The sequence below is a fragment of the Streptomyces sp. Tu6071 genome, assembly GCF_000213055.1.
Lineage (GTDB): Bacteria > Actinomycetota > Actinomycetes > Streptomycetales > Streptomycetaceae > Streptomyces > Streptomyces evansiae.
In genome coordinates this window covers 6,566,888-6,580,364 of sequence record NZ_CM001165.1, presented here as the reverse complement: position 1 = coordinate 6,580,364, position 13,477 = coordinate 6,566,888, and the positions used below count along the sequence as shown (strand labels likewise).

Annotated in this window: 10 protein-coding genes; 3 read left to right on the top strand and 7 right to left on the bottom strand. The window is 70.7% G+C overall.

Going from position 1 to position 13,477, the window contains the following annotated elements:
• Nucleotides 1–240: 240 nt before the first annotated feature.
• On the bottom strand, nucleotides 241–3,693 hold the full coding sequence (locus STTU_RS27855) for an ABC transporter permease/substrate binding protein (RefSeq protein WP_043257800.1): 3,453 nt from the start codon (nucleotides 3,691–3,693) through the stop codon (nucleotides 241–243).
• The gene (locus STTU_RS27850; RefSeq protein WP_029396821.1) at nucleotides 3,686–4,837 is read right to left on the bottom strand and encodes a quaternary amine ABC transporter ATP-binding protein; all 1,152 of its coding nucleotides are present in this window, start codon (nucleotides 4,835–4,837) and stop codon (nucleotides 3,686–3,688) included. The genes STTU_RS27855 and STTU_RS27850 overlap by 8 nt, the downstream gene beginning before the upstream one ends.
• A gap of 332 nt (nucleotides 4,838–5,169) precedes the next feature.
• Here STTU_RS27850 and STTU_RS27845 point away from each other — a divergent pair, with 332 nt between their 5' ends.
• The 3 genes from STTU_RS27845 to STTU_RS27835 all read left to right on the top strand — a co-directional run bounded on the left by STTU_RS27845 (nucleotide 5,170) and on the right by STTU_RS27835 (nucleotide 8,150).
• Nucleotides 5,170–6,078 (top strand): 5'-3' exonuclease, encoded by a 909-nt coding sequence (locus STTU_RS27845; protein WP_007829045.1) that lies wholly within the window; start codon nucleotides 5,170–5,172, stop codon nucleotides 6,076–6,078.
• 45 nt (nucleotides 6,079–6,123) lie between these two features.
• Nucleotides 6,124–6,978, top strand: coding sequence for a siderophore-interacting protein (locus tag STTU_RS27840; RefSeq protein WP_043256547.1), 855 nt, complete (start codon nucleotides 6,124–6,126; stop codon nucleotides 6,976–6,978).
• Between the two features lie 200 nt (nucleotides 6,979–7,178).
• Nucleotides 7,179–8,150 (top strand): pseudouridine synthase, encoded by a 972-nt coding sequence (locus tag STTU_RS27835; protein WP_007829041.1) that lies wholly within the window; start codon nucleotides 7,179–7,181, stop codon nucleotides 8,148–8,150.
• A gap of 7 nt (nucleotides 8,151–8,157) precedes the next feature.
• Here STTU_RS27835 and STTU_RS27830 read toward each other — a convergent pair whose 3' ends face one another.
• The 5 genes from STTU_RS27830 to STTU_RS27810 form a co-directional block, all read right to left on the bottom strand.
• Nucleotides 8,158–9,792 carry a cytochrome P450 gene (locus STTU_RS27830; RefSeq protein ID WP_007829040.1) on the bottom strand — a complete coding sequence of 545 codons (1,635 nt, stop codon included), beginning with the start codon at nucleotides 9,790–9,792 and terminating at the stop codon, nucleotides 8,158–8,160.
• 209 nt (nucleotides 9,793–10,001) lie between these two features.
• Entirely contained in the window at nucleotides 10,002–10,625 is a 624-nt protein-coding gene (locus tag STTU_RS27825; RefSeq protein WP_009063638.1) for a GTP-binding protein, read from the bottom strand.
• Complete coding sequence (locus STTU_RS27820) at nucleotides 10,606–11,106, bottom strand: DUF742 domain-containing protein (protein ID WP_043256545.1); 501 nt, start codon at nucleotides 11,104–11,106, stop codon at nucleotides 10,606–10,608. Before STTU_RS27820 ends, STTU_RS27825 begins: the two co-directional genes overlap by 20 nt.
• A complete protein-coding gene (locus tag STTU_RS27815; RefSeq protein ID WP_007829037.1) occupies nucleotides 11,103–11,501 on the bottom strand; it encodes a roadblock/LC7 domain-containing protein in 399 nt (132 codons plus the stop codon). Before STTU_RS27815 ends, STTU_RS27820 begins: the two co-directional genes overlap by 4 nt.
• Nucleotides 11,501–13,177 (bottom strand): sensor histidine kinase, encoded by a 1,677-nt coding sequence (locus STTU_RS27810; RefSeq protein WP_007829036.1) that lies wholly within the window; start codon nucleotides 13,175–13,177, stop codon nucleotides 11,501–11,503. Before STTU_RS27810 ends, STTU_RS27815 begins: the two co-directional genes overlap by 1 nt.
• Nucleotides 13,178–13,477 lie beyond the last annotated feature (300 nt).

Sequence of the window (13,477 nt, the reverse complement as noted above, 5' to 3'; positions counted from 1 at the left end):
GGGACGCCGGCCGTTCAGCACGGAAGCGGCGGCCGGGTGGCGGAGCGGCGGCGGGACCCCTGCCGGGTGTCCGTGCGCGCACACGGCAGGTGCCTCCCCCACCACTCCACGTGCGGTGGGGTGGCGGAGCCCGGACAGCGGGCTCCGCCACCCGAGGCCCGCAGGGCCGAGCAGCGTCGGCCGAGCACGTCGGGTGACTCGACACCGGCACCGGCGCTCCCGGAGGCGAAGCCGACGCGATTACATCGGCGCCATCTTGTCGACGATGCCCGGGTTCTTCTTCACCCAGTTGTCGACGGCCTCGTCCTCGTGGCCCGTTCCCTGCTTGTGCAGCTCGTTCTCCAGCTCGGAGAGCTGGCTGTCGCTCAGCTTGAAGTCCTTGAGCCACTTCGCGAGCTGCGGGTACTGCTTCGGGAACTGCTTGGAGGCCACGGTGGTGATGCGGTCGCCCTTGCCGAAGGAGCCCTTGGGGTCCTTGAGCTTGGTCAGGTCGTACTGGTTGTACGCCCAGTGCGGCGACCACAGCATGACCGCGATCGGCTCCTTCTTCGCGTAGGCCCGCTTCAGCTCGGAGAGCATCCCGGGGGTCGAGCCGTCGACGACCTTGTACTCCTTGTCGAGGCCGTACGAGGGCAGGACCTTGTTCTTCAGGATGTCCATCGTCGCGGTGCCCGGCTCGATGCCGATGACGCGCCCGTCGAACGTGCCGCCCTTGCCCTTGAGGTCGGCGAGGGACTTGACGTCCTTCACGTAGCTCGGCACGGCGATCTCCAGCGAGGTCGGCGCGTACCACTCGCCGATCTTCGTCAGTTTGCTCCCGTACTTGTCCCAGTAGTTCTTCTGGGTGTACGGCAACCAGCCGTCGAACTGGACGTCGAGCTGGTTGCGGGACATCGCGGCGTACATCGGGCCGACCTCGAACTGCTTGAGGTTCATCTTGTAGCCGCGGTCCTCGAGGACGTGCTTCCACAGGTACGTGGCGGCGATGTCCTCCTCCCACGGGAACCAGGCGACGTTGATCGCGCGGTCGCGCTCGTCCTTGCCCGCGCCGTTCTTGAAGTCGACGGCGGCGGCGGAGGCCGAGGAGCCGCCCTTGACCGGGGCGAGCTTGTCGACGATGCCGGGGTTGTCCTTGATCCAGCCCTGGACCGCCTGCTGCTGCTTGCCCTTGCCGGCGTCCTGGATGGCGCCCTCCAGGCTGCTGAGCTGCTTCTCGCTGAGCTTGAAGCCCTTGAGCCACTTGGCGACCTCGGGGAAGTCGTCAGAGAAGCCCTTGCGCGCGAGGGTGTGGACCTCGTCGCCCTTGCCCCAGCTGCCCTTCGGGTCGGTCAGCTTGGTCATGTCGTACTTGTCGTACGCCCAGTGCGGCGACCACAGGGTGACCGCGATCGGTTCCTTCTTCTTGTACGCCCGGTCCAGCTCCGCGAGCATCCCCGGCGTCGAACCGTCGATCACCTTGTACTTCGACAGGCCGTAGTCCTTCACGACCTTGTCCTTCAGAAGCCCCATCTCACCGGCACTCGGCTCGATACCGACGATCCGGTTCTTGAACTCCGACTCCTTGCCCTTCAGATCCGCCGTGGACTTCACGCCCTTGACGTACGAAGGAACAGCGATCTCCAGCGAGGTCGGGCCGTACCAGGCGCCCATGTCCTCCAGTCTGTCGCCGTACTTGTCCCAGTACTGCTTGTGCGTATTGGGCAGCCACGAGTCGGTCTCGAAGTCGACCTGGCCGTTGGCCATGCCGGTGTAGAGCGCTCCGGCCTCGTACTGCTTGGCCGAGACCTTGAAGCCGCGGCGCTCCAGGACCTCCTTCCAGAGGTACGAGGAGGCGATGCCCTCGTCCCACGGGATGAAGCCCATGTTCACGGTCTTGCCCTTGCCGACGTTGACGTCGGTCTTCTGCACGGGGGCGAGCTTGTCGACGATGCCCGGGTTCTTCTTGATCCAGGACTTGACGGCTTCCTGCTGCTTGCCCTTGCCCGCGTCCTGGATCTCGCTCTCCAGGCTGCTGAGCTGCTTCTCGCTGAGCTTGAAGTCCTTCAGCCACTGCGCGGCCTCGGGGAAGTCCTTCGAGAAGCCCTTGCGCGCGAGGGTGTGGACCTCGTCGCCCTTGCCCCAGCTGCCCTTCGGGTCGCTGAGCTTGGTCATGTCGTACTTGTCGTACGCCCAGTGCGGCGACCACAGGGTGACCGCGATCGGTTCCTTCTTCTTGTACGCCCGGTCCAGCTCCGCGAGCATCCCCGGCGTCGAACCGTCGATCACCTTGTACTTCGACAGGCCGTAGTCCTTCACGACCTTGTCCTTCAGAAGCCCCATCTCACCGGCACTCGGCTCGATACCGACGATCCGGTTCTTGAACTCCGACTCCTTGCCCTTCAGATCCGCCGTGGACTTCACGCCCTTGACGTACGAAGGAACAGCGATCTCCAGCGAGGTCGGGCCGTACCAGGCGCCCATGTCCTCCAGCTTGTCGCCGTACTTCTTCCAGTACTGGGCGTGGGTCGTGGGCAGCCAGGAGTCCGTCTGGAAGTCGACCTGGCCGTTGGCCATGCCGGTGTAGAGGGAGCCCGCCTCGTACTGCTTGGCGTCGACCTTGAAGCCGCGCTGTTCGAGGATCTCCTTCCACAGGAAGGTGGAGGCGACGCCCTCGTCCCAGGGGATGTAGCCGACGCTGACGGTCTTGCCCTTGCCGACGTCGGTGGCATCGACGGTCTTCGCGTCGTCCGAGCCGCCGAAGACTCCCATGCCGCCCGCGACGAGGGCGAGGATCACGACACCGACGACCGCGACGGTCGGACGGGGCCGGTAGCTCCAGATCTTGAGGCCCTGCATGGCGCGCACGCGCGCGGCGGCGCGGCGGCCGAGCGGGGAGATCTGCTGGCCGAGGGCCGCGACGACGCGGTCGAGGAAGATCGCGAGGACGACGATGGAGACACCGGCCTCGGAGCCGAGCCCGATGTCGACGTTGCCGATCGCCTGGTAGACGGAGCCGCCGAGGCCGCCCGCGCCGACCATGCCCGCGATGACGACCATCGACAGGTTGAGCATGATGACCTGGTTGACACCGGCCATGATCGTCGGCAGGGCCAGCGGGAGCTGGACGCCGAGGAGCGTCTTGCGCGGCGTGGTGCCGAAGGCGTCGGCCGCCTCGACGAGTTCCTCGTCGACCTGCCGGATGCCGAGTTCGGTCATGCGCACGGCGGGCGCGAAACCGAAGATGATCGTGGCCACGATGCCGGCCGGGACGCCGAGCCCGAAGAAGAAGATCGCCGGGATCAGGTAGACCATGGCGGGCATCGTCTGCGTGAAGTCGAGCAGGGGCCGCACGACGGCGCTCGCGCGCTGCGATCTCGCGGTCCAGATGCCGAGCGGGACGCCGATGACCAGCGCGATCACGGTCGCGACGATGACGAGCGCGAAGCTGTTCATCGCCGGTTCCCACAGTTCGAGGGAATCGATCAGCGCGAAACCGACGAAGGAGAGCACCCCCGCGGTGAGCCCGCGCAGCCAGAACGCGAGGACCGCGAGTATCCCTGCGAGCAGCAGCGGCTCGGGGGCGGTGAGCACGGCGTTGACGCCGTCGTACATGCCCTTCGAGCACGTGGCGATGAAGTCGAAGAGCCAGGAGAGGTTGGTCTGGAGCCAGTCGACGATGGAGTCGACCCAGTCCCCGAGATGAAGCCTAGGCACGTGCACTCACCTTTCCGGTGGCGCCCTCGTGGCGCTGTTCCGGAGTCGTGGCGAGCGTGGCGCCCTGCTCCTGGGGGTTCATCGGCTCGCCGAGGACCGCGAGCAGGCGGTCGCGCGGGACGACGCCGACGAGCGAGCCGTCCGCGTCCGTCACGGCGACCGGCACGGTGCTGGTCGAACTCGGGCCGAAGAGCTGGAAGATCGGCGTGGTGTCGCGCACCGTGGCGGGCGCGGCGGCGAGTACGTCGGCGGGGCCGCGCAACTCCTTGCCGTCGGGTGCGGTGCTCCCGTACACCGTGTCCGCGTCGGCCATGATGGCCCCCGCGGTGAGCACGCGCGAGCGGTCGACGTCCTGGGTGAAGGCGGCAACGTAGTCGTTGGCCGGGGTGACGAGGATGTCCTCCGCCGTCCCGGTCTGCACGATGCGGCCGTCGCGCATGACGGCGATCTTGTCGCCGAGCCGCATGGCCTCGTTGAGGTCGTGGGTGATGAAGACGATGGTCTTCTTCAGGCGCTTCTGGAGTTCGACGAGCTGGTCCTGCATGTCACGGCGGATCAGCGGGTCCAGCGCGCTGAAGGACTCGTCCATGAGCAGCAGGTCGGCGTCGGTCGCGAGCGCGCGGGCGAGGCCCACGCGCTGCTGCATACCGCCGGACAGCTCGTCGGGCCAGGACTTCTCCCAGCCCTTGAGCCCGGCGAGTTCCAGCGCCTCGGTGGCGCGGCGCTCGCGCTCCTCGCGCGGCACGCCCTGCACCTGGAGGCCGTAGGCGGCGTTCTCCAGGACGCTGCGGTGCGGGAAGAGCGCGAAGTGCTGGAAGACCATGCTGATCTTCTTCGCGCGCACCTCGCGCATCCCGGCGGCGCTCAGCTCGGTGAGGTCCTGCCCGTCGAAACGGACGTGGCCCGCGGTGGGCTCCAGGAGCCCGTTGAGCATCCGCAGCAGCGTGGACTTCCCGGACCCGGAGAGGCCCATGACCACGAAGATCTGGCCTTCGTCCACGGAGAACGAGGCATCGATCACTGCGGCCGTGGTGCCCTCGGCGCGCAGGTCCTCGCGCGCGGCACCGTCCTTCAGCCGGCTGACGGCGGCCTCGGCTTGTCTGCCGAAGACCTTGAACAAATTCTCGGCTTGTAGCTTTGCCACAAACACCTCTCGGATCGCACGGAAAGCGGCCCGCCACCCCCTGTCGCGGCGAGCCGTGAAGCTTGCGGATTCCGTCCGCTGACCCGAGTCGTTCCAATCGGCGCGTCGGGTTCGCTCCGGGGGCGCTGCTTCCCGGGGTTATACCCATCAAACGATTATGTGACCCAGATCACTTGCCGATAGCCCCAAAGTGCTTGCGTTATCTCGTCGTTATGGTGTGGGGTGTGCGCCCACACACGGGGGCGGGCGCGCGGCGAACGCGCGGCGCAAAGGTTCGGCCACGGTGCCGCGGGTGCGGCAAGATGCCAGGCGTGACGCAGACTCCCCGGCTCATGCTCCTCGACACCGCCTCGCTCTACTTCCGCGCCTACTTCGGCGTCCCCGACTCGGTGCGCGCGCCCGACGGGACCCCGGTCAACGCGGTGCGCGGCCTCCTCGACTTCATCGCGCGGCTCGTCCAGGACCACCGCCCCGACGCCCTCGTGGCCTGCATGGACGCCGACTGGCGGCCCGAGTGGCGGGTCTCCCTCATCCCGAGCTACAAGGCGCACAGGGTCGCCGAGGAGACGGAGGCGGGTCCCGACGAGGAGGAGGTGCCCGACACGCTCTCGCCGCAGGTCCCGGTGATCGAGGCGGTCCTCGACGCGCTCGGCATCGCGCGGCTCGGCGTCCCCGGCTACGAGGCGGACGACGTCATCGGCACCCTCGCCACCCGCGCGCACGGCCCGGTCGACATCGTCACGGGCGACCGCGACCTCTTCCAGCTCGTCGACGACGCGCGCGGTGTCCGCGTGCTCTACCCGCTCAAGGGCGTCGGCAGCCTCCAGGTCACCGACGAGGCGCTGCTGCGCGAGAAATACGGGGTCGACGGGCCCGGGTACGCGGACCTCGCGACCCTGCGCGGCGACCCGAGCGACGGACTGCCCGGGGTACCGGGGATCGGCGAGAAGACCGCCGCGAAGCTCCTCGCGGCCTACGGCGACCTCGACGGCATCCGCGCCGCCGCCGCCGACCCCGCCTCGAAGATCACCCCGGCCCAGCGCCGCCGCCTCATCGAGTCGGCCCCCTACCTGGACGTGGCCCCCGCGGTGGTCCGGGTCGCGCGCGACATCCCCGTACCCGAGGACCTCGACGAGCGGCTGCCGGACGAGCCGCGCGACGGGGAGGTCCTCACGGCGCTCGGGGAGCGCTGGGGGCTCGGTGGCTCGCTCGATCGCGTGCTGCACACACTCACCCGGTGAAGTGCTAGCTTAGGCTTACCTAAGCAGATCGATCGGGGGGACCCCATGGCTGACGCCGAACGGCCCGCACGCAAAGGCGGGCGCACCCACTCCGGGCAGGTGCTGCGCACCGAACAGCTCACGCCGCACATGGTCAGGGTGGTCTTCGGCGGCGACGGGCTCGCCGAGTTCGCCGCCGACGAGTACACGGACCACTACATCAAGCTGATCTTCCCGCGCGAGGGCGTCACGTACCCCGAGCCCTTCGACATGGGGCGGGTACGGGCGGACTTCCCGCGCGAGCAGTGGCCCGTGACCCGTACGTACACCGTGCGGCGCTGGGACGGCGCGGCACGCGAGCTGACCGTCGACTTCGTCGTGCACGGCGACGAGGGCCTCGCGGGCCCCTGGGCCGCGGCGGCGAAGCCGGGCGACGTCCTGTACTTCGCCGGTCCCGGTGGCGGCTATCGCCCCGAGGCGGAGGCGAGCAGCCACCTGCTCGCGGGGGACGAGAGCGCGCTGCCCGCGATCGCGGCGGCCGTCGAGAACATGCCCGCCGACGCGAAGGGCGACGTCTTCGTCGAGGTCGCGGACGCGACCGAGGAGCAGAAGCTCGACATTCCCGCCGGGGTGAACCTGACGTGGCTGCACCGGGGCGAACGCCCGGCGGGCGAGGCGCTCGTCGCCGCCGTCCGCACGGTGGAGTGCGACCCTGCGACGGTCCAGGTCTTCGTCCACGGCGAGGCCGGCTTCGTCAAGGACCTCCGCCGCCACCTCCGCCTCGACCGAGGCATCGGCCGCGACCGCCTCTCCGTCTCCGGCTACTGGCGCCTCGGCCACAACGAGGACGGCTGGCAGGCCAGCAAGAGGGACTGGAACGCGCGCATCGAGGCCGAACAAGAGGGCACGGAGGCCGCCTGAAAGACGCGGACCCACCCGCCGAGGCCCGCAGGGCCGAGCAGCGTCGGCCGAGCCGAAGGGAGCGCGACGGTGTCGGGAGGCTCGTCGCGCGCAGGTCGCGAGGAACGAGTGGCCGAGCACGTCGAGTCTCCCGACACCGGCACCGGCGCTCCCGGAGGCGAAGCCGACGCCATGAGAAGCGTCCCCGTACCCTTGGTCTCGTGCCGCGCCGTCCCCGTCCTCCTTCCCCCCTCCCCCAGCGGGACGGCATCGACGCCATCCGCCTGCGCGTCCCCGACGCCCACGAGGGCACCCTGCGTGCCTATCTCCGCGAACGGCTCCCCGTGCCGTCGGCCGTCGTCGACGCGATGCTCGGCGCGGGCGAGTTCGTCGACGCGGGCGGGCGTCCCGCGCACGGCGGGGAGCGCGGCCCCGGCGGCACGTACTGGTTCCACCGCACCCGCGCGCCCGAGCCCGCCGTCCCCTTCCCGCTCCGCGTCGTGCACCGCGACGACCACCTCCTCGTCGTCGACAAACCGCACTTCCTCGCCACCACCCCGCGCGGCAGCCACATCACCGAGACCGCGCTCGCCCGCCTGCGCCGGGACCTGGGCATCCCGGCGCTGAGCCCCGCGCACCGCCTCGACCGCCTCACCGCCGGGCTCGTCCTCTTCGTCGTCAGGCCCGGGGATCGCGGCGCGTACCAGTCGCTCTTCGCGCGCAAGGAGGTGCGCAAGGAGTACGAGGCGGTCGCCGCCCACGCGCCCGCGCTGTCCCTGCCCCGCACGGTCCGCAGCCATCTCGTCAAGGAGCGCGGCGAGATGGCGGCGCGCGAGGTCGCGGGCGCCGAGCCGAACAGCGAGACCCGCGTGGAACTCCTCGGCGTGCGCACCGCCCCCGCCCTCGCCGGCACTCCCCCGCTCCTCGCCCGCTACCGGCTGCTCCCCCGCACCGGCCGCACCCACCAGTTGCGGGCGCACATGAACGGCCTCGGCCTGCCCCTCCTCGGCGACCCCCTCTACCCGCGCGTCACGGACCCGGACCCCACCGACTACCGCCGCCCGCTCCAACTCCTCGCCAGGTCGGTCGAGTTCACGGACCCGCTGAGCGGTGAGCGGCGCCGCTTCACGAGCGGGCGCACGCTCACCGCCTGGCACGACCCGCTGCGTTGGGCCCGTACCGCGCGCGACTGAGCGGTGGTCAGCGCCGCAGCCAGTCCCGCAGCGGGCGACGCGGCCCCGGGAGCAGCGCCTCGGCCTCCGCGCCCGCACCACCGGCGGCGTCCACCGAGGCGGGACCGTCCTGTTCGGCCTGCTCGCGCCTCTTCTTGGCCGCCCGCCACTCCCCCGCCTCCCGCTCGGCTTCGAGAACCTTCTCCGGGACCTCGACGGGCATCAGGTCGTGCTCCTCGTCGGGCGGCGGGAAGATGCCCGCGCCCTTGGGGAGCGGGACCCCGAAGGTGCCGATGCTCTCCTCGTCGCGCTGGGAGCGCGGTTCGAAGCGGACTGGCAGCTCCACGAGGTGACGGCTCAGCAGCGAGCCCGACCAGCGCAGTTGCGAGGAGGGCACCGCGAGGCGCATGTCGGGGAACCAGGCGAGCAGGTCGTCCAGCGCGAGCTGGCAGAGCTGACGGCCCAGGTACTGCCCGGGGCAGGCGTGCGGGCCGCGGCCGAAGGCGAGGTGGGAGCGGTTGTCCCGTACCGGCGCGTCGAGTTCGGGACGCACGCGGGTGTCCACGTTCCCCGCGGCGTAGCCGAGCATGACGGCGTCGCCCTTCCTGATGAGCCGCCCGCCCACCTCCACGTCCTGGAGCGCGTAGCGCCCGAGCATGGCGCTGAAGGGCGGCTCGTCCCACAGGGCCTGCTCGATCGCCTCGTAGATGTTGAGCCGCCCGGCGCCGACCCGGCCGCGCACCTCCATCTGGACCAGCAGGATGCGCATCGCGTTGGCGAGGAGGTTCGCCGTGGTCTCGTACGCGGCGATGAGGACGATGCGCAGGTGCTCGGAGACCTCGCGCGCGTTCATCCCGGCCCGGTGGGCGAGGAGTTGTGAGGCGAAGTCGTCGCCCGGCTCGGCCCGCGCCCGCTCGACCTCGGCGCGGAAGAGCCTCATGAGGTGCTCGTTGCTCGCGTTGGCGGTCTCGGTGCCCTTGATGAGGTCGCGGGCCGCTTCGAGGAAACGGTCGTCGTACAGGTGCGACATGCCGAAGAGGCCGAGCAGCACGATCATCGGGAGGCGCTCGCAGTAGTCCTCGGTGAGGTCGCAGAAACCCTCCTCGCACAGGTCGTTGAGGAGCGTGTACGTGCCCGTCTGCACGAGCCTGCGCAGTTCGCGCAGGTCGGTGACGCGCAGGTTCTCCTCCAGGGGCTCGCGCAGCCGCTCGTGCTCCTCGCCCTCGACGAAGGCGCAGACGGGCTGCCACATGAAGATGGGCGCCATGGGGTGGTCGGGGCCGACGGTGCCGTCCTGGAGCAGGCGCCACTCGCGGCCGTCCGTGGTGAACAGCTCCGGGTGCGCGCACACGAAGCGGTTCTCCTCGTGGCCGAGCACGAGCCAGGCGGGCACGTCCCGGGGCAGCAGCACGGGGGCGACTTCTCCGTACTCCAGGCGCAGCGTGTCGTAGAGCCCCTGCTGGTCGCGCTCGGCGTCCGGGCCGTTGAGCCTGCGGGCCCGGCCGGGGCCGATGTTGGGGTTGTCCACCTCGGTCGCCGGGTCGCGCCCCTCGGGAGCGGGCACGCCGGAGTAGTCGGGGCTCGGGCGGGCCGGGGCGGCGGAGGCGTGGGCGGGGCAGCCGGGCGGCGGGACGGCGCCCTCGGGCGGGACGGGTGTGGTCACGGGAACTCCGGGAGAAGGGGGCCGGGGGTGGAGAGGTGCGGGGCATGGAGGATGTGCGGGTGCGGGTCGGACGGGTACCGGGGCGCGCGAGTGCCAGGCGTGCGGGGCCGTCCGCGCGGGTGCGAGGACGGGGCGGGTGCGAGGACGGGGCGGGTGCGAGGACGTGCGGGTGCGAGTGCCTGCGGGTGCGAGGGCCCGCGCGTTCCGGCTCAGGTCCGCAGGCCCCGCCTGTCCGCGATCACGCCCAGGTAGTGGACGAGCGCGAGGAGGACGTCCCTGCTGGAGGCGCGTTCGCGGGCGTCGCACTCCACGATCGGGACCTCTGCGGGCAGGTCGAGCGCGGCGCGCAGCGTCTCCGCCGGGTAACGGGGCGACTTCGGGAAGCGGTTGACGGCGACGACGTACGGCACGCCCTGCTCCTCCAGCCGCCCCATCACCTCGAAGCTCGTCTCCAGCCGGCGGGTGTCGACGAGCACCACCCCGCCGAGCGCCCCTTCGAAGAGCCCGTTCCACAGGAACCAGAAGCGTTCCTGGCCCGGGGTGCCGAAGAGGTAGAGGACGAGTTCGTCGTTGATGCGGATGCGGCCGAAGTCCATCGCCACCGTCGTCGCGGTCTTCGCCCGGGTGCGGAAGAGGCTGTCCACCCCGATGCTCGCCTTGGACATCGTCTCCTCGGTGGTGAGCGGCCTGATCTCGCTCACCGAGCCGACCATCGTCGTCTTGCCGACGCCGAAGCCGCCGACGACGACGAGCTTCACGCCCGCCGTGACGGTGTCCGGGAGCAGGTCCTCGGTCCGCGGGCCGGGGAGGAGGTCAGAGTCGTTGAAGTCCATGCATCACCGCTTCGAGGAGGGAACGGTCGGCTGTGTCGTGCGACGGCCGCACCGGGCGCAGGATTCGTACGAGCCCTTCGGTGTGCAGCCCGGCCAGGAGCGCGGCCACGACGCCGAACGGCAGCCGCAGGTAGGCCGAGAGCTCGGCGGCCGAGAGCGAGGTCCGGCACAGGCGCAGGACCGCGGCGGCTTCGGGCTGGAGCCCGGCGGCGGGGACGGCGACGGTCTGGACGAGCGAGACGAGGTCGATCTCCTCTCCGCCGCCCCGGCCGCCGGTGAGCGCGTAGAAGCGCCCCGGCTGCCCCGGCCCGCCGGCCTTCCGGGGTTCCTCCCCCGCCGTACCGTCCGGCCGCGGACCGTCGTCCGTCGTGCCGTCCCGCTCCGCCGCCGTGCCGTCCTGGTGCGGGCTCCCCCGCGTGGCACCGCCCGGTGCCGGGCTCTCCTGCGTGCTGCGGCGCCTGCGCCGGGAAGGGATGGTCATCGGACGACGGTGCCCGTCCGGCGCGGCGGGCTCGTCAGGTGCGGGCCGAGGCGCCGGGCGAGTTCCCGCATGCGGTGGCCGACGACTCCGGCCTCGGTGCGCGCGTCGGCGAGGACCGCGAGGTACGCGCCGGTCCCGGCCGCCATGAGATAGAAGTAGCCCTCGTCCACCTCGATGACGACCATCTGCATCTGGCCCTTGGAGCCGGGGAGTTCCTGGCCCACGGCCGCGGCGAGGCTCTGGAGCCCGGCGCAGGCGGCGGCGACGCGGTCGGCGGCGTCCTGCTCCCCGCCGTGCCGGGCGATCTGGAGCCCGTCGGCGGAGAGGACCACGATCTGGTGGACCCCGGCCACCGTGTCGTCCAGCTCCTTGAGCAGTTGATCGAACTGCGGCATCAGTACTCGTCCCCCTCTTCGATGTCGTCGTACTCGCTGTCGGCGGGCTTCTTCTCCGGCTCGCCGTGTCCCTCGGGGAGGCCCCCGCCCTTGGCCGCCGCGAAGAAGGCGGCCATCGCGATCCCGGGCTCGGGCTGCTCCCAGTCGTCCTCGCGCGCTGTCCCGCGGCCCGTCCCGTACGGCGCCTCGCGGTCCCCCACCGGGCCGTTCCACGACTCGGCGGCGGCGGCGCGCATGTTGATCTCCGTCTGCTCCGCGATGCTCGCCTGCTCCGCGAGGTACTCCTCCTCGGTGGCGTACTGGGCGAAGCCGACGCCCGGGTGGTACGGCATCGTGCGGCGGCGCTGGGGCAGGCCCTCGGGGGTGCGCTCGGTGTAGACCGGCGCGTCGGGCGGTGTCGTGGGCGGGATCGCCTCGCCGTCCTCGTTCCGCTCGGGCGGTCCCGCGTACTTGCTGTAGGGGATGTGCTCCCGGCGCGGGAGCGGCACGATCGGCTCGTCGTTCTCGTCGAAGCGCGGCACCGCCTCGGCGCCGATCCCGTGCGCGAGCAGGCGCTTGCGCTTGAGGGCGGGGTAGTCGATGTTGATGCCCTCGATCAGGTGCTCGGGCACGAAGAGGATGGCGCGCAGGCCGCCGTAGGCCGAGGGGCGGACCTCCAGGTTCATCTCGTAGCTGAGGCACAGACGTCCGAGGACGAAGTAGCCGATGCCCGTCTCGTAGCGGTACTGGCCGATGTCCCGGTTGGTCTTGGCGTAGCGGTAGATGTTCTTGAAGCGGGACATGATCTTGTCGATCATGTCGGTGCTGCCGCCCTGGTCCTCGACCGAGATCGAGATGCCCTTCTCCACGCGCATCGCGCTGACGAAGACCTTGGAGCTGGGCGCGGAGTACTTGCAGCCGTTGTCCATCAGCTCGGCGACGGCCTGGAGGACGCCCTCGGTCTCGTTGCCCTTGAGGTCGATGTCCGGGATGTCCATGATGTGGATGCGCGGGAATTCGAGGATGCGCCCCTGTGCCCCGCGCAGCGTGCTGAGCAGCGACACGGGTCCGGGCCAGCGGCGGCTGGGACGACCGCCGCCGAGGGTGGCGAGGTCGTCCGCCCAGCGGATCATCATCGAGCAGGCGTGGTCGACCCGGAGCAGGTCGTCGAAGAACTCGGGCGCGCGGCCGTGGCGTTCCTCCATCTCGCGCAGTTCCTCGGACATGGAGTGCGCGACGGCCTGGAGCCTGCGGGTGATGTTGATGTAGTGCCACACCGTGGAGTGACGGATGTTCTCCATCTCGTGCAGGGAGCCGATGATGGAGCTGACGAGGTGCAGTTCCGGGTCCGTGAAGTCCTCGCGCCACTTCGGGTACTCACGGATCAGCTCTTCCATGCGCCGGTCCATGATCCCGGCGCAGGCGAGTTCGTGGATGCGGGGCAGGACGACGTCGGTCAGGTAGTAGAGGCGCTCGTCGTTGGTGTCCACGAGGTTCTGGACCTCTGTGAGATGGCGGCGGTAGGCGCGGTACTCGGCCACCCGGGCCCGCTGGCCGCGAACGACCTCGGCGGTGAGGGCGAGCCCGAGCGCGAGGGCGACCACTCCCCCGGCGAGCGCCGTGATCCTGGCGGCCCCGGTCAGGAACGAGCCCGCCACCACGGTGGCCGCCAGGAGCGGGAGGCCGGTCAGCAGCATCCTCGGCAGAGGCGCCGGCCGGACGGCGGGAGGCGAAGCGGGGGGTGAAGCGACACTCACCATGTATGCCCTCAAGCGCGATCGACGGAAAGGACGGCGCGATCCGGTCCGGGGTACGGGCATGCGTAAGGGACACGACCGGGGGACCGGGGCGCTGCGTCGGCGAGCCTAGTGCGCCTCGACGCGCCGGGTGTCATATTCCGCGAGCAAGCCCATGGCGCACCGCGCGCGGCCTAGAATCGAGCCCATTTATACGCCAACAGGGGCGGGGAAAGCGGCTTGTCCCACCTCGCCCGCCGG

Bases quoted from the DNA above. Each gene is read 5' to 3' on its own strand.
- STTU_RS27845 (WP_007829045.1), top strand. From the start codon at position 5,170: ATGCTCCTCGACACCGCCTCGCTCTACTTCCGCGCCTACTTCGGCGTC.
- STTU_RS27840 (WP_043256547.1), top strand. From the start codon at position 6,124: ATGGCTGACGCCGAACGGCCCGCACGCAAAGGCGGGCGCACCCACTCC.
- STTU_RS27825 (WP_009063638.1), bottom strand. From the start codon at position 10,625: ATGGACTTCAACGACTCTGACCTCCTCCCCGGCCCGCGGACCGAGGAC.
- STTU_RS27820 (WP_043256545.1), bottom strand. From the start codon at position 11,106: ATGACCATCCCTTCCCGGCGCAGGCGCCGCAGCACGCAGGAGAGCCCG.
- STTU_RS27815 (WP_007829037.1), bottom strand. From the start codon at position 11,501: ATGCCGCAGTTCGATCAACTGCTCAAGGAGCTGGACGACACGGTGGCC.
- STTU_RS27810 (WP_007829036.1), bottom strand. From the start codon at position 13,177: ATGCTGCTGACCGGCCTCCCGCTCCTGGCGGCCACCGTGGTGGCGGGC.